A 21,599-nucleotide genomic window follows, 5' to 3' on the forward strand; every position below is an offset into this window, starting at 1 on the left:
TGCATTTGCGGCGGATCCCAGTTAATCTATCCCATCACCCCGCAGGCGGAGCAGCAGAGAGCCAGCAGGAATATGGATAGAATGTGTTTCATTATTACCATCTCACACCTGGCGCAGTCAAAATGCAGGACGAACAACCGTCCTTCATTCTCAAGGAGCAGCTTGGCCTGTGGAGAAAGCTGAAATGTTTCCTTGTTCGCTGCACCTGAGTCTTTTCCTTGGAGGCAGGCGCCAAGTTCGTATCTGATACAGTATTTGCAACGCATGAGTTCGGCATCGTTCATTGCATTTCTGTTCATAAAGGAGAGCTCGAATGCAGCTTCGATATCCTTGCATCCAAGGTCCTGATACACTTCTCTGGCCAGATGATTGGCAATGTTGGCCCTGTAGTCACAAACCACATTGCCGGAAAGCTCTGGCCTGAGCAACGCTCTTTTTTCCCTGAAATTCTCGAACGATTCTTTCCTTGCAAGTTCGTACCTCTCCTTGAAATGCAAGGCGAGTTTCTGAGCAATGTCCCTTCTGGCCTGATTTATAACCGATTGCGGGTAAAAGGATATCTCCCCTTCAATTGAACTGACTCCGAATGAGAAGTCGCCCGCACTCTTTCCAAGTCCGGCAGCAAGTGCATTCATTGCCCTCTGCGGATTCTCAGCTTTTGTGAACGGGAAATCAATCTGATGCTCAAGAACCTTCAATCCGTTGTAAATCACGCTTATATAGCTCTCGCTCACCTTCAGCTCAATTGGAATCTCCCGCCTGTTCCCTATGCCTTCCATTTTCTTTTCAAAGGAAATGTTGTAGTTCCTGAAAACCTTTATCCTTGTTTCCTTATTCTTTCTGTGCAGCGATAGTTTATTTAGCTTGCCCAGCAGGTTCATCTGTGTGCTTCCTTCTGCAAAACGGCAGCTTATTGTATTACCGTTCACGCTGTTGGCTCGCATACCAACGCCGCTTCCGTCAGGGAATTCCATATACAGGCCATCGCCGTTGAAAATGCTGATATCAGGGGAGAGGGGGCTGAAAAGGAATCTGTCTGCGGCAAGGGCTCCTGTGGCGTAACCAATGTGCTGGCCTATGTATTTTGCCGAGTTGCCGCTGAGCCAGCTACCGCGCCTGCCGTTAATGAAAAGCTCCGTGAAACCCCTGTTGAATGTAGCCGCCAGAGGGTCTGAATTGGATATTGGATTGCTGCGTGGAATCAATGACAGGGCGGAGGCTCTGCAATATCCTGGATTTTCGGCAATGAATCGGTTCAGAATGGCATTGTAGTGGCTTACGGTGTTCTTCACGTATGAAATGTTCTTGAGCCGGCCTTCAATCTTGAAAGAGCAGATTCCGCTACGGGCCATCTTAGGCACAAGAGAATCAAGCCTGTAGTCCTTGAGCGATAGGAGGGGCTTGTTCCTGACCAGTACATTGCCCTTGTTGTCCATGAGGTTGTAGTAGTTGCGGCAGGCCTGGATGCACTCGCCGCGGTTGGCGCTGCGGCCTGTGAGTGCACAGCTGAGATAACAGTTGCCGCTGTAACTTACGCAGATTGCTCCGTGCACAAAGGCCTCTACTTCAATGTCAACGGCATTACAGATGTCCTTCATCTGCTCAAGACTGAGGTTGCGTTCAAGAATGATTCTCTCGAATCCCAGTTTCTGCATGAGAAGGGCGTCTTCCACATTCCTGATTCTGGTTTGCGTTGAAGCGTGCAGAGGTATTGGCGGAATGTCCATTTTCAGCAGGGAGAGATCCTGGACAATGATTGCATCAACACCGGCTTCGGCAGCCTGTTCAACAAGATGACGGGCCTTCTCCAGCTCGTTTTCATATATTATGGTGTTGAGCGTGAGATAGATCCTTACACCGAACCTGTGGGCGTATGAGCAAAGCTCGGCTATATCCTCAATGCTGTTGCCGGCACCTGCACGTGCTCCGAATGAAGGGCCTGCAATATACACGGCGTCGGCACCGCAGTTTATTGCCGCAATGCCGGTTTCCTTGTCCTTTGCAGGGGCAAGAAGTTCAAGATATCTCTGTCCGGGCCTTTCTACTGAAAACATCTGAGGATTATTGTCTTTTGAAAATGTTTCTTGAAAAACACCCCGCCTGCTTTGTTTGCAGGCAGGGTGCATTATGAATTCATTCAGATAACTTCCTGCGGATTATTTGCAGAGAGCCTTTACCTTGGCGTCTGCGTACTGGCCGAAGTTCTTGTCGGCTACAATGAGTTTGTAATAGCTGCAAGCCTTTGCGTTGTTGCCCTTTGCCTCGTAAGCCTTGGCAAGGTTGTAGTTAACTGAAGCGTCTGCCTTTGCTTTCTCCAACCACTCGATGGCCTGATCGTTCTTGCCTGCTGATGCTGCAGCCATACCGCCGATCTTGTAAGCGTTAGGATTTTCACCATAGCTGAGAGCCTTTGCTGCTGCCTCAACAGCGTCTGCGTTCTTCTTGCCTTTGTAAGCGGCTACCATTTTCTGGATGTAGATGTTCTGGAGAAGTTTGTTGGCGTTCTTTTCCTGTCCGTTTGCAGCTGCTTTCTCGAATGCTGCCACTGCCTCAGCCTCTTTGCCAACTTTCATATTGGCCTGTCCGAGTACGAGGTTGGCAACGCCGTTCTCAGGTGCTATTTCAACAGCCTTTGAAAGTGCCTCTACAGCACCGGCTGCATTACCGGCCTTGAGAAGGGACTGACCCTGTGCTGTGTAAACCTGTGGAACGAGCTGTTTCGCATCCTCGATACCTTCTGTATTGTTGTACTCTGTAGCCTTTGCCAAAGCATCCTGAGCACTTGCAAGCGCTGCATCAAAATTACCTGCTGCTATTTCCTGCTTTGCAACCTGCATGATAAGTGTAGGTATGAGATTCTTGCAGTCTGTAACCATCTGTGCTCCTTCATCTCCGGCTGCCTGAGCGATTTCCATTGCTTTCTGCATGTTGGTGAGAGATGTCTTGTAATCCTTTGCCTGCAATGCAGTAACAGCACCGTTATACAATTCGGTTGCCTCGTTCAAATCCTGGGCCTGTGCTCCACTGAACACGAAAAGTGCAACTAATGCTGCTGACAGTAATTTTTTGATCTTCATGATAGTTGATTTATTATGTGTTATTATTACTTGAATTTCCTTACAAATATTCTGCACAAATATTCTGCCAAAATTAATCAAATTATTTTGCGAGTCAAAATATTAGATATAGCAAAGGATTTGTTTATTATTCTTAAATTTGCAGGTTAAGAAAAATCTGTTGATTATGAGACATCCATTTTTTACGATATTCCATGTGTTCGCATTGCTTCTCATATGCTCGGGTATTACTGCCAATGCTCAGGTGAAGGATGCCAAGAACCTTCCTGACGATCCAAGAGTATGCTCCGGTAAATTAGCTAATGGCCTGAGTTACATTCTTATAAAGAATAATGCACAGAAGGGGAAGGCAGATGTTGGCGTGCTGCAGAAAGTTGGAACCAGTCTTGAGGGAAAGAGTCAGAAAGGCATGTTCAAGCTGCTTGAAATGCTTACGATGAGAGGTACGAGGAATTTTGACGATGCAAAGATTCAGGCGTATCTCAGCTCCATAGGAGTCCCTGCCTCGAACGTTGAGTTTTTCACAGGAACGGACCAGATTGAATATACGATAAAGGACATACCTACTAAATCCGAGAATCAGGTGGATTCAACCCTGCTCATTCTATACAACTGGCTTGGATCTCTCAATCTGGACGAAGATGATATCAGGGAGGAAAGTGTGTTCCTGAAAGCAAGGCTTTCAAACGAAAATACGGCCCAGGCACGTTTGAACGATGCTCTGCTCAATGAACTGTATCCAAGGTGCAACTATTCCCAGAGCATTGCTCCGGAGCAGGCAGCGGCAATAGGCAATTACAGTTCAAAAAGTGTACGTTCATTCTATTATGACTGGTTCCGTCCGGAATTCCAGTGCATTGCCATAGCCGGTGACATTGACCTCAAGTTAATGGAGTCAAAAATCAAGTCATTGTTTGTAACCATACCTAAATCCATTGAAAGGAAGGAAAGGAAATACTACACGCCAAAGGATTATTCGGGCGTAAAGGTGAGCATTCAATCTGACAAGGAATACAACAGGACTCTTGTAACCATTGCATTCCTCAAGAAGCCGCTTCTGAGGAAATACAGAGGAACGGCTCTTCCATATCTGCAGGAATATTTCGATGAAATGGTGAAACGTTCACTTTCAGACCGTTTGAACACCGGTCTGCTGGGCAAGAACTTTTCCATCCTGAATCTGAAGGTTGAGAAAGGCTGTTTCCTTGATATGGCAAATCTTGATGCATTCAGCATAAGTTTCGAGACATTGCCTGAATACGTTTACTCAGCCGTTTCATTCGTGGGCGCTGAGGTTGAGAACATTGTCAGGAATGGTTTCAATTCGCAGGAAATCCACAGGAACAGAGAACTTTATTTCAAGGAGGTCGAAGCGATTTACAGAGGCAGGAACAATCTTCCGAACAGCTTTTATTTCAACAGAATCAGGAATCATTTCTTCGGCGGATATACTTTGGCAAGCGTGGAGATGAAGTTTGAGATGCTCAAGGAAATGGTTTACTCAACTTCCATATCAAGCGTGAACCAATATGCCATGACAGCGCTCAATGCCAGTGACAATACCCTTATAAGTTGTTTCGTGCCACAGAAAAGGGGTATGATGCAATTGTCAAAGGAGCGGCTTCTTTCATCTTACAGTTCTTCCGCTCTGAGTGCATCTGCAGTTGCCGGAGCTGAAGTTCTGACATGGCCTGTTCTGACATTGGGTGAACACGGTTCAATCACAAATGAAACCAGGGACGATGCTTTGCAGGCCAACATTGTTCATCTGTCAAATGGAGCAACTCTGGTTTTCAAGAACAATGCCATGCCAATGGATACAATAGAGGTCAGAGCCATAAGCAAGGGCGGGTATTCGCTTATGAAGGGAGTGACTCCAAATATGGAGCGTTTCATCAATATGGCCTCATATATCGGCGGACTGGATAAAATGCCGTTCACCACTGTTGACAGGTTGTTTACATACAACGACATTGAATTCTCAACAGTCATAGATGCCCGGAACGAATATATTCACGGCCGTGCGGACAAATCCGATTCATTCAAGATGCTTGAAGCCATATATATGATCATGATGCGCAGGCGCAGTGATCCGGCCGCATACGATGCTGTAAAGAAGGCTTACATTTATGAAATAAACACTCAGAGCGTGAGTCCCGAGGATGCCTTCCGCGATACGGTGGCTTATTATTGTGTAAGCAACAAGAACTTCGTGAAGAGTCTTGATTCAGCGGCAATAGAAAGGCTGGATTACGGAAATCTTTATGGACAGATCAACAGGCGTTTCTCGAACGCCGCCGACTGGACTTTCATCTTCTGCGGTGATTTCAATTACGATTCCCTCAAGGCCGAGGCAGTCAGATGTATAGGCGCAATCCCCGGGAATCCTGACAACCAGGAGGGAAGCATAGTCATACCTAACTATGTGAACAAGAACAATGTAAACTACAGGTTCCTGTACAAGATGATTTCTCCAAGGACTTTTGTGAGCATTACCAGAAACCTGGCCACCGAATCGTCCTTGAGGAACTATATCATAGGATACATGTCAATGATATATCTCAAGAACCAGCTCAATGGCGACAAGAGTCTGAGGATGCTTTCCAACGTTGATGTAAACTACAGGGCGAGCTCATACCCGGAGCAGATTGCGAGCCTGCGCGTAGGCTTTGAAACAGACAGTACATTTGCTCAGAGCGGGGTTGATCATATTCAAGGCATCCTTTCCTCAGTTGCGCAGGGCAGAATGGACATTGATGCATTCAACAGCCTGAAGGCAAACGCAAAGGCTGCATTTATGGCACAATGTGCGAAACGTTCTTTCTGGCTCACGGTTCTTGAACACAAGTTCATTGACAACAAGGATTACTATTCGGATTTCATGAATATTCTAAGCGGCATAAGCAAGGCTGAATTCGAGGCTTATGTGAAGAAATTCCTTGACAACGGCAATAACATTACCATAATAATGGATGGTACTACAAAGGATGTGAACACAGAGAACCTGTTCAAGCAGGATGACTTCATCAGAGAATATTTCAACCTCAGATAGGACGGGCCAATGACTGTTGTTCAGCTTACAGGAGTATTGGAAGCAAGGGATCATTTACACAAGCTTGTGGATGAAGGCAGGATGCCGCATGCCCTTCTGCTCAGCGAGCGTGCTTCGTACGGCGCTGTCCAGCTTGCCATGGACCTCGCTTCATGCCTGCTGGCCAATGATATCAAGGCACAGAGGCTCGTACATCCGGATCTGCATTTCCTCTTCCCTGTGAATCTTTCAACCCAGTTCAAGGATGTGAAGAGAGACAAGCTGGTGATAGATGATTTCTACAAGTCCTTCAGGGAACTGTACGCCTCTAATCCTTTCTTCAGCGAGAACGAACTTTACGATGCCTTGAGCCTTGACGGGCGCATGGGAAACATTACAGTTACGGAATGTTCAAACCTCATGCGCAAATTGAGCATGACCGCCTTCCTTGGTGATGTGAAGGTTGCTCTTATCCTCTTTCCTGAAAGAATCAACGAGGTTGCCTCCAACAAACTGCTCAAGACACTTGAGGAGCCTACCCCGGGTACGTATATCATAATGGTTACCAGGAGCAAGGAACGCATTCTTCCAACCATTCTGAGCCGTTGCTCCATTCTTGAGATTCCGCCTGCAGGAACGGAGGAGATTGCATCCCAGCTTGAAAAGGACTATGGAGTTGATGCGTCAACCGCTCTGGTTCTTGCAAGAAAATCGGCGGGAAGCTGGGGAGAGGCAAGGCAGCTGGCTCTCAATTTGAAGGAGGAAGGAGCCGTTGACAATGAGCACAGAAGCATTTTCCTGCGCCTGCTTCAGGATGGTATAAGGAAGGACCTTGTTTCAATGCAGGCCGAGTGGACCGCCATTGCTTCAATGAACAAGGAGGAGCAGAAGGCATTCTGCACCTGCGCTCTTGATACTTTACGTTCAATATACATGATAAGACAGGGGATGGATGATCTGAGCTATGTGCTGCCCGAGCACTTGTCCGGGCTCAGGCTGTATGCCCAGAATCTGAAACCTGAGTTCTATCAGAAAGCATACGATTTTTTTACACAGGCGATAGTTCATATCAATGCCAATGTGAACGCCAAGTTCATATTCTGTGACATTTGCAACAGAATATACCATTTTGCCTGATAACAATATTTGACTTATTATGTCCGAGATTAAAGAATACGATTGCCACAGAGGCTGTGAAAAGCAGATAGACGCAGAAGGCAATCTCAATTGCAAATACGATATAAGCTGCTGCAAACTGGCGGTTTTCGACTGGCTTGAAGGCATTGGATCAATAGGAATGGAAAATCTTTTCCAGGTGAGGTTCAAGAATACCCGCAAGGCCATATTCATCAACGATTCAGGCCAGACAATACGCATTGGCGATATGGTGATTGTTGAGGCAACCACCGGCTATGACCTTGGTATAGTCACGCTTTCCGGCGCAATGGTGGCAAGGGTGCTTGAGAGGAGTGCCATTGATCCGAAGAATTTCACGTTCAAGAAAATATACAGGAAGGCAAAACAGGCCGACATTGAGAAATGGAAGGAAGCCACTGCCAGGGAGCATAACATAATGATACGCTCGCGCCAGATTGCAGCCAATCTTGGCCTGGACATGAAGATAGGTGATGTTGAAATGCAGGGCGATGGCAGCAAGGCCATTTTCTACTACATTGCAGACGAGCGAGTGGATTTCAGGCAACTGATAAAGGATTTTGCAGAGGAGTTCCATATAAGGATTGAAATGAAGCAGATTGGCGCAAGACAGGAGGCGGGCCTTATTGGTGGAATAGGTGTTTGCGGTCAGGCAATCTGCTGTTCAAGACATATGAACAGTTTCCAGTCAATCACAACTTCAGCCGCAAGGTGTCAGGACCTCAGTCTCAATCCTCTCAAACTCGCAGGTCAGTGCGGCAAGCTCAAATGCTGCATCAATCACGAGGCATCGGTTTATATTGATGCACAGAGCAGAATGCCTAGAGTTAACGGACCTATATATCTTGAAGACGGAGAGGCAACCCTTGTTAAAAGGGATATACTCAAGGGCGTATTCTGGTTCTCATACGATCCGGGCAGCATGGCGAACATTTACCCTCTTACCTGTGAGGAGCTTGAGGACGTTCTTGAACTCAACAGACAGGGAAAGAAAGGTCCTTCCCTTATGGACAACGGCGTTCAGGAAAGTTCACCTGAATTCATGAGCGCCGCCGGCGAGGAGAGCATATCAAGATTTGACAAGCGCAAGAGCTCAAAGCACAGGAAAAACAAAAAGAAGAAACAATGAGACGGAAAGCCCTGTTGCTCATATTTCTCTTAACAATGCTGATTGCCGTTGCTTGCGATGTACCTGCACAGGACAGCGCATATCTTGCAATGGATCCTGAGCAGGGGTGGACATATCCTGTGAAATTCTCCCTTGAGTCTCCGTCCGGAGACGAGAACGCACTTTTCCTGTGCGTGCAGTTCACGTACGAAAAGGATTATGCCCGGACAAACGCTCCGCTTCAGGTAGCAGTCCATATGAAGAATGCCCGGAACATCATAGATTCCGATACGGTATTTGTGGATTTCAACAGCATAGTTGGAAAATCAAGGCGCATAGACCATGGTTATATATCTTTTGAGAAAGTAATAAGGACAAGCAGCCAGATAAAAGAATTCAAGCAGGGTTCCAGGAAGCTTAGCGTAACACTGTCGCCAGTGAAAAATTCCGACGGGACTTATGCTCCGTTGAACTCCAAGGTGTCTGCTCTTTGTCTGGGATTCAGAAAGTTATGAGTGGTAAGGATAAATTGAGGAAGTTCCGTGAGAACCAGGGTTTCGCCTGCCTGGTCCAGCCGGAGAACAGCGAGCTGGTTGGAAACAGCTATCAGAAGGATTTCTACCTGAAGGATTACAGATACAAGGGTTGCTGGAGCCGTGATTTCTTTGGCAACGGCAATCCCATAGTTCTGGAAATAGGCTGCGGCAAAGGCGAATACACTCTTGAACTTGCCAGACGCTGCCCTTCCATCAATTTCATTGGAATTGACATAAAGGGAGCCCGTCTGTGGCGCGGTGCCAAGACCGCAACCGAGGAAGGAATAGCCAACGCGGCTTTCATCAGAACCAGGGTAGAGTTCATAGAGGCCCTCTTTGCTCCCGGGGAGGTTCAGGACATATGGATTACATTTGCAGACCCGCAGATAGGCAGGGAGCGTCACAGACTCACATCACCCCGCTTCCTTGAAAGATTCCGCAATATCCTGCATGGCGATGGTTCCATCAAACTCAAGACCGACAGCAAGTATCTGTACCATTACACCCTTGAACTGCTAAAGCTGAACTCTCTGCCTGTGAACGTGCTTTGTGAGGATGTTTATGCACAGCCGCCAATGGTTTATGTCAGTGCTGCTGATGATTGTTCCGCCGAGTCTGTTTGTGTGGGAAACAGCGCGGTGGCAAAGGTGGAAACTTCGGCAAGCGGGAGGCTTGACGACATAATCACCTCGGTGCAGACTTTCTACGAGAAACATTATATTAAGAATGGTCTCAAGATTCACTATCTGGAGTTTTCATTGTGGCCTGTGGCGGCTTCAAACCGGGCTGCTTGTTCTGCCGCCAATCTTTCATGCACTTCATCAAAGGCAGCTGCTGTAACTGAATCTGGGCACGCATCAACGTCTGTAGGAGAAAACAGGCCGCCTATTGAATCACCCCAGTGGGACGAATCTTATTGGGAAGCTATTGAAATGCAGGGCCGCGCCGGAGTCCTGAACAACAAAGGCTGCCTGTAAATTACCTGTGTAATCTGCTTCCTGTGCCACCGCCGAATAGGGCGGCAGCAACAGCGAAGCATCAAGATATTTATCGGATAGTGAATATGAACGGCATAGTAAAGCTACACTTGACCGCTTTTCCTTTTTCTTTGGCTGGAGTCCACTTTGGAGAAGAAGATATTACCCTGAGCACCTCATTGTTGAGTTCTTCGGATACTCCGGAAATTATCTTTGGATCAACCAGATTCCCATTTTCATCAATTGTAAGGGAAACCACCACTTTTCCTTGTATTCCCGATTCTGTAGCGCTTTTGGGATAAGTCACTCGTTCGCATACCCATTTTACAAATTCAACGGTATTTCCGCCGTTGAAACCAGGCCGCTCGTCAAGCATTTGGGAGGAATTGTTTTCTACAATTGACACATAGTCCCGCTTCTGGCTTGTGCACAGGCACAGCACTGAAAGCATCAAAGGCACGCATGCAATATATGCAAGTCTTGCCCGTCTGTTTGTTTTTTTTGTTTGCATCATTTTGATTCTGTTTTTAAGTTTGGTGTGATTGAAGCCGTTGGCCATTTGGAAGCGTTCCGCTCCTACAGCTTTCTTCACCAGTAACAATTGATATTGTGTTGCATCGATGCCTTGTTTAAGTAAAGATTCATCAGCCTCGTATTCCTGCACTTCCTTAAGATTGTTTCTGGCCATCCAAACCAATGGATTGAACCAGTGAAGTGCAGTTATGACCGAGAATAATATTATTTCAAGGGAATGGTAATTTTCCACGTGATTCATTTCATGGCGGAGGATGAGAGCGTTTTGTTCAAAGTCTTCACGGCTGATTGCAATGTGCCTGAAGAAACTGAACGATGCTATGGGTTCTTCCAAAAGAGTTATTGAGAAACCATCGCTGTGGACAATCTCTCCCTTGCGGCATATAGCGAATGTCTTAAGTATTGATATTGCGCAATCGCTTGCCACTGCTGCCGTTCCGGCAAAGTAAAGTCCTTTGAGCAATATAATCCAATTCCATCGTCCTGATTCCCCCGCAGTGTTGCCAAAGACTTTTGTTTCAGGAATTTCTATATGCGGAATATAGGAAGCAGCCGACTCTGGTATGAAAAAGAAGTCCAACAAGGGCAATGCCATACAGAGCACAGAACCTGTCATAAGAGCAAATCTATTGAAGCGGAAGAACGTGGTCTTCTTCATGAACAGGATGAAGAACAGGTGGAATAACGAGAGCATAAGCCCGCTTCTTATGATATAGGCTATCATTTTCTCCTGCGTTCTATTTGAGCAATCAGTTCCTTGAGCTCGTCAAGGCCAATTTTGTCTTCCTCCACGAACTGGTTTACCATACTTGCGTATGAGTTGTTGTAATAGCGCAAAATCACATCACCTATTGTTGTTCCCCTATATTCCTTTTCCGAAATTGCCGGAGTGTACTGGAATGAATTGGCCATGGGCTTTCTGCTTACGAATCCTTTTTCTTCCAGGAATTTGACCTGGGTTGCCACGGTATTGTAATTCGGTTTTGGTTCAGGCATTTGAGCCACAATATCCCTGATAAACACTTCACCTTTCTTCCAGATGATGTTCATCACTTCTTCTTCCTTGAATGTCAGTCTTTGCTTCATACTTGTCTTGAGTTTTTATACTTTTTCACTGCAAAGATAGACATAATTTTCATAACTCCTAATAAATTTAGGAGTTTAACGATAAATTTTAGTTGTTTTTCGTCTGATCCAGCCCGCTTTCAAGAAGAGTTTTTTCCTTGATTTGTACTTGGGCTTTTCTGCCAGAAAGTCGTCAATGCCCATTTCCGGCATATTCTTCCGGCATTATTCATATCTTTGCGGCATGATCAGGAAATACTTTTATAGCCGGGTGACTTGCGTATCTTGTCCGTGCGGCGAATAGGCTGGCTCAAGTGTGAACCTGAAAAAGACCTGTCCAACTTAACACGTTCAGAGTGCGTTCTGCCGGCGGGTGCGTGGACAGGTCCCACCTGAATGGTCACACCTGTCCATCAAAGCCTTGTGGAAATGCGTTCTGGCAATGTTCGCATGGACAGGTCTTTTTCGGCTTGCGTAGAAATTCAGACTTTTTCCTTGCATTCTTCATAAACGAGCCCGCATAAACGTATTATCTGTTTTATGGAACTGTTGTATTTGGATTTCAGCCGCCTTGCAAGTTGCAGCCTTTGACTTGTGTTCAAGTTCTTGACACTTTTGCAACCGAACATTTGAAGGCACATCTGCGCTTTATGCCCGCGCATCTCACTCATTGGAATGGAAAGTCTGGATATTTCACCTTCTCTTGACTCAATGTCCGATTCCTTGGAAACGCACATGAAGAAATTGAAACTTCTATGTGTTCTGAATATTCGTTCAACAAGTTCATACTCCACGTATTCTCCTGGAAAAATCAAATCATCCTTAACTCTGACTTTCACTCCTTTGATTTGATGGGTTTTCATTTCCAGTTTCAATGCCGATGAAGATATTTCTCTTGTTTCGAATGACGAATCAATTTCATTCTGCAATGTCCAATATCCATTTTTTCTGAAGAGAAGGGGCCCGCTGGACCAAGGATAGTCATAGGCAGTGAACGGGACTCCGGCAACCGGCGGATTCTTTATCACATAGCAGATTGCAGTTTTCAAATACGTGTCCGTATCTATCTTTTGAAAGTGAATGGGCACATCCTTCAGTTTGGATATTTCTCCATATTTCCAGCTCAGGTACTGGGAAGTCCTTCGCACATACTCATGCATGAATTCATTGCATTGAACAAATTCTCCATACAGTACGAAATGAACGTGAGTGTCCATAAGGCAGAAAGCAAGAATAGCAATCTCATAGTCCTTGACCACAAAATATATTCTGTTCATTCCCCGGACAAAATCTTCTTCATCTGCAAACATTTCGTCAACGGCATTGCCATCGGTTGTGAAATGCCAGCAGTTGCTTATGGTCTTGTTCTGCCCTTTCACAAATGGAAGGTTCAAGCCAAGGTCCGCTTCAATCTTCTGCTTCAATTTGTCACTTATTCCCATTCACTTGATCCGCCGCCTCAAGTGGCCGCCTCCGTATGAAACAAAAGTATTCATAAGGACTGAAATGAATGTGCTGTTTCAGCAAAAAATGTTTTCAAATTTTATAGAAAAATTGCATTCCAGTTTCGCAGGCCTTACGTAAGTTCCTGAAATAAAGGAATGAGAAAAAGACCTGTCCAATTTAGCACGTTCGGAATGCGTTCTGCCGGCGGATGCGTGGACAGGTCTCACCCAAATGGTCACACCTGTCCACCAGTGCCTTGCAGGAATGCGTTCTGGCGATGTTCGCATGGACAGGCCATTTTCGGCTTGCAATATTTTCGGCGAATATGTGCATCATTGAAGATTTGTACTGTTGCCAGAGCTGTGCTTCAATTATTTGTTCTCATAAAGGTAAACAAATCAATCTCGCACAACCAGTAAGTTCAGAGTTTGAGGAGCATGTGCGGAAATCTTGCGTCAATCATTTTCCGGGGAACTCCGCAATTCCTTGCGATTACCGGCCATTCGGATACATTGCTGCAAACATTGTCAATGATTTCCTTTGCGTTCCTGATGTTACAGAATTCTGCACAGGAGAGCAGGTCGGCTTTGCTTATGTTGCTGAACTTGTTGTTTATTGACATTTGATGAGTATTTGTCCAGTTGCCGTCAGGATTGTATGCAAATCCTATGTCGTATGCCGGAGACAGTCTCCAATGGCCGGTGGAATTCATCAGGAATGAAATGTTCTTGGTATGATCGTCCTGGTTCCTGATTATCACATTGAATACCATTCGCAGGAACATTTGTTCCGCCTGAGAATATGGAAGTCGGAGGCGTCTCATTATAGTGAAAGCTTGTTCATAGGAATATGCTCTTTGAAGGCGGAAATCATAATGCGCTATGCCGCATAAGGTCTGCATGTGAATTTTCCTTCCGTTTTCCCTGTCGAAGCGTTTGGTCAGGAAATGTGCCCTTCCATTCTCTTCAATCAGAGAGCAATCGGACATTTCTATGCCACACTTTCTGGCAAGTTGATAGAATGAATATTCTAGCCTTCCAAAATTTTCAGTTTTCCTGAAGCCTGCTTCAGCTGATACACCATCCAATTTTATAAGATAATAGTCGAAGCCTGCAGGTGCGGGTATCTGACCTGAACGAACCTCACCGCTTTCTTTATTGTATGCAATCAGTGCCTTTGCTCTTTGTCCCCCAGCGGATGTCCCCAGACGAAGGATTTCGGCAATGGCGGCTTTTCTGTTTGAATTGATATTCACTCCAAAACTTGACTTGGCATTGAGTGCTTCAGCAGCCACTTTTACCAATGAATCAATTTCAAATTTCATATACGGATCCGTATCAGGCCCGGTTGCCGGTTCAAATTCCAAAGCGCCCATGCACCTTTTCCCTAAGAAGCACAGAGTTTCCACAGGGTTGGCGGACCTGCTTCCAATAAGATCCAGCCACCTGTTAAACAAAGTGCGTCCGTATGTGTCCGGAAGTGAATCTGCAAGCATGCCCGGGAGGCCGCTGAACGTGTCATTGTTGAGGTTCCCGAAAGAATATATACGCCCTGGGATAACGGGCATCATAATTGGTGAGGGCTCGATGTTTTTTCCAACCAAATCCGCATTATACTCAAATTGAGCCATATTATATGTTTGGTCCCAACGGAATGTTCCTACGTTCATTCCAAACATATTCACTCTTGCTACATCTACCATTCCGCTTCCTCCTCAACGTTTTTTGTGATATGTGGTTTTGTGGCACGTTTTCTCTTATGTCTGTTAATTGAATGTACCATTTCATAATATTCATTCGGGCTCATCTGCTCAGGTTCACATAGACTCCTTATGGAATCAAGCATGCCGAGTGTGCGCAATATGCGAACAAGAGTGTCAAAGGAACCTATTTCCCCTGCTTCAAACTTTTTAATGGATGAACGGGAGACCAAGGAATCCTCGGCAAGTTTCTCTTGTGTAATATTCTGCTTGAGTCGGGTAGCCTTTATCTTTTCCCCTGTCTTTTTTTGAATCTGAGAGTCGGTGAGAGCATAGATATTATCCATAATGATTATATATTAAATCTTTATTATGCAAATATATAAATTATGGTTTAATATTCAATCATTATAATGTTTTTACAAGAAAATGATAAACTCAGTTTACGGGCATCCATAGTTGAAACTCTTGCTGCAACAGGCAAACCTGTGATTATAGTGCTGAATGAAGGAAGACCTCGTCTCATTAATCATTCCTTACGACTGCAAACCGTGTGAATATGTGGAGACAATGGAAGGTGCGTACAACTATGATACGGACTGTCATATTCGGAAGTGGAATACATTAGAAATGAAATGCTCTTAGTATGGTTGTTCTGGTTCCTGCCTTGGCCTGACTGTATATATGCGAAGCATTTCATACAATAGGTGAAGCCGGTGAATTTATTTTTGCTGAAGAAATCAAAGTCTTTCCCATCAAAGACTTTGAAGGTAAACTGCGTTCACGCTCAGAAGGGCGGCGCTTTCAATGCGCAGGCGGCTTGGTCCTAGTGTTATGGCCTTGAAACCGTGCTGCATTGCACATTCTATTTCAGCCTGAGAGAAGTCCCCTTCGGGGCCAATGACCACGGTTACTTTTCTAACATTCTTGACAATTGACTTAGGGTTCAGGCTATTTGATTCTTTTTCAGATTCAGTGGTAAGTTTTGGTGTTCCGTTTAAAGGGGAATCAAGATTGTTATCATCTAAACTAGTTCGGAAGAAATCAGTCAAGGCCTCGCTTATGCTTTGTTTCGGGAATTCATTGCCGCAGTAGCAGATGAGACGCAAATCTGCCGATGATCCGCCGAGTGCAGATGCTAAGGCTTCTTCTGTGCCGGCTTCCGGTGATTTCGTATTGCGGTAGCCGGCAGGGGTGGAACCATCGCCGGGTGGGAAGGTGGCGTTGAGCCAGTCCGTGAACTTTACAGGTTCTTGCAAAACGGGAAGAGCTCCCTTGAGGGATTGCTTGATGGCGCTTACAAGAATGCGGCGGCATCGCTCAGTGTTGAGGTCCTTGCGTTCGGAGTGTTCGCAGACAACAGGAACTATTTCATTGAGGCCGGTTTCGGTGCCCTTTTCAAGGAACCATTCGTAGCGGTCCATGTTCTTTGTGGGCGCTACGGCCATTGTCAAATGGTAAGAGTGTGAGCCGAAGTCTGGAATGACCTCCTCTACTGTACAGAGCGTTTGCTCATTACCGCCTGCTGATTTTGACTGTTTGCTTCTCGGCTTGTCCAATGCTAGGTTGCATTCGTATTCTCTATGCTTGCTGTCTTTTCTGGCGCTGCGGCAGGCTTCTTCGTTTTTTCCCTTTTGATTGTTGCCTTCCTGTGCGGAGGATTGTATGCGGCATTTGAAGAGGCTGCCGCTGCCATCGATTACGTTGATTATCTCTCCGGCCTTGTGGCGGAGCACTTTAATGCAATGGCGGCTCTCCTCCCTGTTAAGTTCAACGGAGGAGCTGCCGCCAATGATGCTGTCTGAAAAGAAAAGTTCCACCCGGACTATTTGATTACGCCAAGTTCCTTTCCAATCTTGGTGAATGCTGCAATCGCACGGTCAAGATGCTCTTTCTTGTGGCCTGCAGATATCTGTACGCGGATTCTTGCCTGGCCTTTAGGAACAACCGGATAGTAGAATCCTACTACGTAAATGCCTTCCTCAAGAAGTTTCTCGGCCATCTTCTGTGAAAGAGGTGCGTCATAGAGCATTACTGCACAGATTGCGCTCTGTGTAGGCTTTATGTCGAAACCTGCCGCTTTCATCTTGCCAACGAAGTATTCGGTGTTCTCGTGCAGGCGGTCCTGAAGCTCGTTTGTGCGGGCCATCATATCGAACATTGCGCATCCTGCTGCGGCTACCATTGGAGGTATTGAATTCGAGAAGAGGTATGGTCTTGAACGCTGACGCAGAAGGTCAATGATTTCCTTCTTACCTGTTGTGAAACCGCCAACCGCTCCGCCGAATGATTTTCCGAGAGTACCTGTGTGAATCTCTATCTTGCCGCGGAGATTGTAGAGTTCTGCAACACCGCGTCCGGTATTACCTACAACACCTGCTGAATGTGATTCGTCAACCATTACCATTGCGTTGTATTTCTGTGCGAGTTCGTAAATCCTGTCAAGAGGACATACATTGCCGTCCATTGAGAATACACCGTCTGTTGCTATGAGGCGGAAACGCTGTGCCTGAGCTTCCTGAAGGCATTTCTCAAGTTCTTCCATATTGGCGTTTGCATATCTGTATCTCTTTGCCTTGCAGAGTCTTACGCCGTCAATGATTGAAGCGTGGTTGAGGGAGTCCGAGATGATTGCATCATTCTCTCCGAGAAGAGGCTCGAATACGCCACCGTTTGCATCAAAGCAGGCTGCATAAAGGATTGCGTCCTCTGTTCCGAAAAATTCAGCAATCTTTTTCTCAAGAGCTTTATGAAGGTCCTGCGTTCCGCAGATGAATCTTACACTTGACATTCCAAAGCCTCTTTCATCAAGGGCCTTCTTTGCGGCGTCAATCAGTTCCTGATTGTCTGAAAGGCCAAGATAGTTGTTTGCGCAGAAGTTGAGCACGTCCTTGCCTGTGCTTACCTTGATTTCCGCTTTCTGTGGTGAAACAATGATTCTTTCGTTCTTATACAAACCGGCTTCCTGAATTGAATTCAATTCTGCCTGAAGGAATTTTTGAAAATCTGTGTACATTATGTGGATTTTTTAGTTTTTAACTGTTAAATCTCACAAATTTAACTCTTTTTACTAATAGTATCATTAATTTTTGTCCGCTTTTTTGCAGTTCGTGAAAAATGATATATTTTTGGAAAAATTGATTCCGGTGTTGTTCAATGAAGATTGAGGATTTGAAAATAGGACAGAGGGCAGTGATAAAGGCAGTAGGCGGCGAGGGCAATGTCCGCGGCCATCTGCTCGGCATGGGATTCATTCCCGGTGCTGAGCTCGAACTGGCAAAGAAGGCTCCTATGGGCGATCCTCTTGAGATAACGCTTCATGGTTACACAATTTCCGTGCGCAAAGCGGAAGTGGAGGAGATAGATGTTCAGGCAGAACCGCATTGCGCTTCATGCATCAAGGGCAGTTGCTGTGCTTCATACGGAGACTGTTTGAAATGTGCGGAATGGACTTATCATACGGCAGGGGGAAGGAATGCGGAAGGAGGGGAAGACAATAACCCCATCGCTGTAGATGAGAATTATGCATATAATGATGCCTTGCATGAGCATAACTCGCATCCCGGTCTTGGTGAGGCCGGCAGATTCCATAATATGAAGGAGGCGCCTGCACCTGTAAAAAGGGGAGGGTTGAAGTTTGCGCTGGCAGGGCAGCAGAACAGCGGCAAGACCACATTGTTCAACCTGCTTACAGGTTCCAACCAGCACGTGGGCAATTTCCCGGGAGTCACGCTGGAGAGAAAGGATGGAGGCATCAAGGATTATCCGCAGATTACTATTACCGATCTGCCGGGCATATATTCGCTTTCCACCTTTTCATCGGAAGAACAGGTTTCAAGAGATTTCCTGCTTAAGGAGAAACCGGACTGCATAATCAATATAGTTGATGCGGGCAATATAGAACGCAATCTGTATCTTACCATTCAGCTCATGGAGCTGGAGATTCCTATGGTACTGGCTCTCAATATGATGGATGAGGTGCTGGGGAACGGAGGTCAGGTGAGGGTGAACGAAATGGAGAGGTTGCTGGGAATACCTGTGGTGGCCATTTCGGCAACTAAGAACGAAGGTGTTGACGAGCTTCTGGAACACGCAATCCATATTGCACGTTACAATGAAAAACCTCTGGCTCGCGACTTCTGCAACAAGTCCTCAGAAAAGGGTGCGGCTGTCCACAGGTGCATTCACGGAATAATGCATCTTGTTGAGGACCATGCGCAGAAGGCCGGATTTCCTGTGCGTTTCGCTGCCGGCAGAATAATAGAGGGTGACAAGTCGTTGATACAGTCTCTTGGCCTTGATGCCAACGAACTTGAGATGATTGAGCACATCATTGTGCAGATGGAGCAGGAGCATGGTATGGACCGCCACGCTGCCATGGCCGATATGCGTTTTGCCTTCATTGCCGGTTTGTGCTCGGTAACTGTTTCTCATCCTAACGAAAGCCGCGGGATGCTCCGCAGTACAAGAATCGACAGGGTGCTTACCGGCAAATGGACTGCCATCCCTATTTTCATTGCCGTATTCGCACTTACCTTATACCTTACGATAGATGTTCTGGGCGGTCCGCTGCAACGCTGGCTTGAAGGCGGCATTTCCGCCTGCGGAGAAATGGTTGGCTCGTGGATGCTTTCGGTGCAGGTGAGCGAACCCATACGCTCATTCATAGTTGACGGTATATTCGGCGGAGTAGGTTTTGTCCTGAGTTTCGTGCCAATAATAATCCTGCTTTTCTTCTTCCTTTCAATGCTGGAGGACAGCGGTTATATGTCGCGCGTGGCGTTCATCACGGACAAACTTCTGCGTCATGTGGGGCTTTCTGGCAGGAGCATTGTTCCACTGGTGATAGGTTTCGGATGTTCAGTGCCTGCAATCATGGCAAGCAGGACTCTACCTTCTTCCAGAGACAGGAAACTTACGGTCTTCCTGATACCTTTCATGAGCTGCAGCGCCAAAATCCCGGTTTACACCTTCCTCTGCTCAGCATTCTTCCCAGGGCGCGGAGGCCTTGTGATGGCCATACTTTATTTACTGGCGATAGTTTCAGGAATACTCATAGCCATTGCAACCAGACGCTTTGCAGGCAGATCCTCAGCAACTCCTTTCATAATGGAGATGCCGAACTACAGGCTTCCGAAGCTTATGAACGTGGCGCATCTGCTTTTTGACAGGCTCAAGGACTTCCTCCGGAACGCTTTCACGTTGATACTGGTGGCAACAATCGTTATCTGGTTCCTCCGTTCGTATGATTTCCATTTGAATTTCATAGGAGAATCTCCCGCCGCCGAACAGGCGAGCATACTCGCATACATTGCCGGATGGATTGCGCCTTTGTTCGCACCTGTAGGGTTGGGTGACTGGAGGATAGTGGTTGCACTTATCAGCGGTTTCCTTGCAAAGGAAAGCGTGGTGTCATCGCTTGAGGTGCTGGGCGCAACAGCTTTTCTCACACAGCTTACAGCCATTCCATTACTTGTTTTCTGCCTGCTTTATACGCCTTGCATAGCATCCATAACAGCGGTAAAGCGTGAATTCGGCTGGCTCTGGGCGCTTGGTATGGTACTGTTCCAGTGCATTCTTGCGTGGATTGTTGCATATCTGTCATTTCTTTTGGCATCGGCACTGGGATTTTAGTTTCCATTTCATTCATATTTTCTTAACTTTGCACAAGGCATGTTTGCTTTTTTATAGGGATTGCTATGAAATCATTCAACACAACCGGTACTTGTCATCCTGATAAACATTATATGGTGGACATCACCGAGCGCTTGGAAATCATACGAAAAATGATAGACAAGGGTGATTATTTCTGCATAAACCGAGGCAGGCAATATGGAAAGACCACCACGTTGGCAAATCTTAAAACTTATCTTGAGAATGCAGGTTATTGTGTGTTTTCAATCAGTTTTGAGGGTGTAGACGATTCCTATTTCAGTACGCAGTCAACGTTGGGCGCAATGTTCGTGCGTTTACTATGTTTATGTGTTCAAAAGAAGAAAACGAAGAATATAGATGCATATTGTGCAGATGAGATAATATCTTTTTCCCGGACACATATTGATGAATGCACACTATTTGATGCAAAAGAATTGATAGTTCAAGTCAGCGGCAGGAATTCTGCACCTATTGTGCTATTAATTGATGAAGTGGATCAGGCAAGCGGTTATGATTCTTTTTTGAAATTGCTTGGCATTTTCAGAGACATGTACTTGAACAGAGAAGAAGATTCTGCCATTCAATCCATAATTCTTGCCGGCGTGCATGATATTAAGAATCTCAAATTGAAATTGCGTCCTGATAATCAGCACCAGTACAATTCGCCTTGGAATATTTCCGCACCGTTCAATGTTGACATGAGTCTTCCTGCAGACGGCATAGCCAATATGCTTTTGGAATACAAGACGGACAGGGGCCTTGCCTTCAATGAAAAGGCCGTTGCCCATATGATTCGCAGCTATACCGCCGGATATCCTTTCCTTGTAAGCCGTTTGTGCCAGATAATTGATACTGAACAGATTACATGGGACAAAGAGGGCGTGTTGAAGGCTGTGAACATTATACTAATGGAGCGTAACACTCTGTTTGACAATATGGTTAAGAAATTAGTCGACTATCCTGAATTGAGACAGATGCTTAAAGGCATCCTGTTTTCGGGGAATGCATATTCATTCAACCCAGATGAGAAATGCATTCAGATAGCAGCTATGTTCAACTATATTGAAAACAGGAACGGAAATGTTGCCGTAGCTTGCAGGCTTATGGAAACACGTCTTTACAATCTGTTCATAAGCTCAGAAGAAAACTCTCTGTTCTACAAACAAGGTCAAATAGAAACGCTGTGTTTCACCCTATGACTGATTTTTGGGCAGTTTTGGTAGCGAAGGTCGCTTGTCCACATCCCTACCCCTTTCCGACAGTGTTGTCGTCAGCACATAATTTAGAAATAGAGCGGCTTTCTCCTGATATGTTTC

Annotated in this window: 16 protein-coding genes; 7 read left to right on the top strand and 9 right to left on the bottom strand. The window is 45.9% G+C overall.

Going from position 1 to position 21,599, the window contains the following annotated elements; all coding sequences use genetic code 11:
- Window positions 1-26: 26 nt before the first annotated feature.
- Window positions 27-2,054 carry a U32 family peptidase gene (locus AC06L3_RS06270; protein ID WP_475669765.1) on the bottom strand — a complete coding sequence of 676 codons (2,028 nt, stop codon included), beginning with the start codon at window positions 2,052-2,054 and terminating at the stop codon, window positions 27-29.
- 102 nt (window positions 2,055-2,156) lie between these two features.
- A complete protein-coding gene (locus tag AC06L3_RS06275; protein WP_475669766.1) occupies window positions 2,157-3,077 on the bottom strand; it encodes a tetratricopeptide repeat protein in 921 nt (306 codons plus the stop codon).
- A 166-nt stretch (window positions 3,078-3,243) separates the two neighbouring features.
- On the opposite strand from AC06L3_RS06275, the gene AC06L3_RS06280 reads away from it, so the two are divergent.
- From AC06L3_RS06280 to trmB, 5 genes are read left to right on the top strand one after another with little or no spacing between them, the layout of a single operon-like run.
- Entirely contained in the window at window positions 3,244-6,129 is a 2,886-nt protein-coding gene (locus tag AC06L3_RS06280; RefSeq protein WP_475669767.1) for a M16 family metallopeptidase, read from the top strand.
- A gap of 9 nt (window positions 6,130-6,138) precedes the next feature.
- On the top strand, window positions 6,139-7,245 hold the full coding sequence (locus AC06L3_RS06285) for a DNA polymerase III subunit (RefSeq protein WP_475669768.1): 1,107 nt from the start codon (window positions 6,139-6,141) through the stop codon (window positions 7,243-7,245).
- A gap of 19 nt (window positions 7,246-7,264) precedes the next feature.
- A complete protein-coding gene (locus tag AC06L3_RS06290; RefSeq protein ID WP_475669769.1) occupies window positions 7,265-8,392 on the top strand; it encodes a PSP1 domain-containing protein in 1,128 nt (375 codons plus the stop codon).
- Window positions 8,389-8,886 carry a hypothetical protein gene (locus tag AC06L3_RS06295; protein ID WP_475669770.1) on the top strand — a complete coding sequence of 166 codons (498 nt, stop codon included), beginning with the start codon at window positions 8,389-8,391 and terminating at the stop codon, window positions 8,884-8,886. The genes AC06L3_RS06290 and AC06L3_RS06295 overlap by 4 nt, the downstream gene beginning before the upstream one ends.
- The gene (trmB, locus tag AC06L3_RS06300) at window positions 8,883-9,884 is read left to right on the top strand and encodes a tRNA (guanosine(46)-N7)-methyltransferase TrmB (protein WP_475669771.1); all 1,002 of its coding nucleotides are present in this window, start codon (window positions 8,883-8,885) and stop codon (window positions 9,882-9,884) included. The genes AC06L3_RS06295 and trmB overlap by 4 nt, the downstream gene beginning before the upstream one ends.
- A gap of 70 nt (window positions 9,885-9,954) precedes the next feature.
- Here the strand turns inward: trmB and AC06L3_RS06305 are convergent, their stop codons facing one another.
- The 7 genes from AC06L3_RS06305 to kbl all read right to left on the bottom strand — a co-directional run bounded on the left by AC06L3_RS06305 (window position 9,955) and on the right by kbl (window position 17,644).
- Window positions 9,955-11,142 carry a TonB family protein gene (locus AC06L3_RS06305; protein ID WP_475669772.1) on the bottom strand — a complete coding sequence of 396 codons (1,188 nt, stop codon included), beginning with the start codon at window positions 11,140-11,142 and terminating at the stop codon, window positions 9,955-9,957.
- Window positions 11,139-11,504, bottom strand: coding sequence for a BlaI/MecI/CopY family transcriptional regulator (locus AC06L3_RS06310; RefSeq protein WP_475669773.1), 366 nt, complete (start codon window positions 11,502-11,504; stop codon window positions 11,139-11,141). The genes AC06L3_RS06305 and AC06L3_RS06310 overlap by 4 nt, the downstream gene beginning before the upstream one ends.
- A gap of 461 nt (window positions 11,505-11,965) precedes the next feature.
- Window positions 11,966-12,925 carry a transposase gene (locus AC06L3_RS06315; RefSeq protein WP_475669774.1) on the bottom strand — a complete coding sequence of 320 codons (960 nt, stop codon included), beginning with the start codon at window positions 12,923-12,925 and terminating at the stop codon, window positions 11,966-11,968.
- A gap of 425 nt (window positions 12,926-13,350) precedes the next feature.
- The gene (locus AC06L3_RS06320; RefSeq protein ID WP_475669775.1) at window positions 13,351-14,631 is read right to left on the bottom strand and encodes a type II toxin-antitoxin system HipA family toxin; all 1,281 of its coding nucleotides are present in this window, start codon (window positions 14,629-14,631) and stop codon (window positions 13,351-13,353) included.
- Window positions 14,625-14,975, bottom strand: a complete 351-nt coding sequence (locus tag AC06L3_RS06325; protein ID WP_475669776.1) for a helix-turn-helix domain-containing protein — start codon at window positions 14,973-14,975, stop codon at window positions 14,625-14,627. Before AC06L3_RS06325 ends, AC06L3_RS06320 begins: the two co-directional genes overlap by 7 nt.
- Window positions 14,976-15,383: 408 nt before the next feature.
- On the bottom strand, window positions 15,384-16,448 hold the full coding sequence (locus tag AC06L3_RS06330) for an RsmE family RNA methyltransferase (protein ID WP_475669777.1): 1,065 nt from the start codon (window positions 16,446-16,448) through the stop codon (window positions 15,384-15,386).
- 5 nt (window positions 16,449-16,453) lie between these two features.
- A complete protein-coding gene (kbl, locus tag AC06L3_RS06335) occupies window positions 16,454-17,644 on the bottom strand; it encodes a glycine C-acetyltransferase (RefSeq protein WP_475669778.1) in 1,191 nt (396 codons plus the stop codon).
- Between the two features lie 140 nt (window positions 17,645-17,784).
- On the opposite strand from kbl, the gene feoB reads away from it, so the two are divergent.
- Together feoB and AC06L3_RS06345 are read left to right on the top strand one after the other, a co-directional pair.
- A complete protein-coding gene (feoB, locus tag AC06L3_RS06340; protein ID WP_475669779.1) occupies window positions 17,785-20,262 on the top strand; it encodes a ferrous iron transport protein B in 2,478 nt (825 codons plus the stop codon).
- Window positions 20,263-20,327: 65 nt separating this feature from the next.
- Window positions 20,328-21,482 (top strand): AAA-like domain-containing protein, encoded by a 1,155-nt coding sequence (locus AC06L3_RS06345; protein ID WP_475669780.1) that lies wholly within the window; start codon window positions 20,328-20,330, stop codon window positions 21,480-21,482.
- The last annotated feature ends 117 nt before the right edge of the window (window positions 21,483-21,599 follow it).

It is taken from the genome of Candidatus Egerieousia sp. (assembly GCF_056211015.1).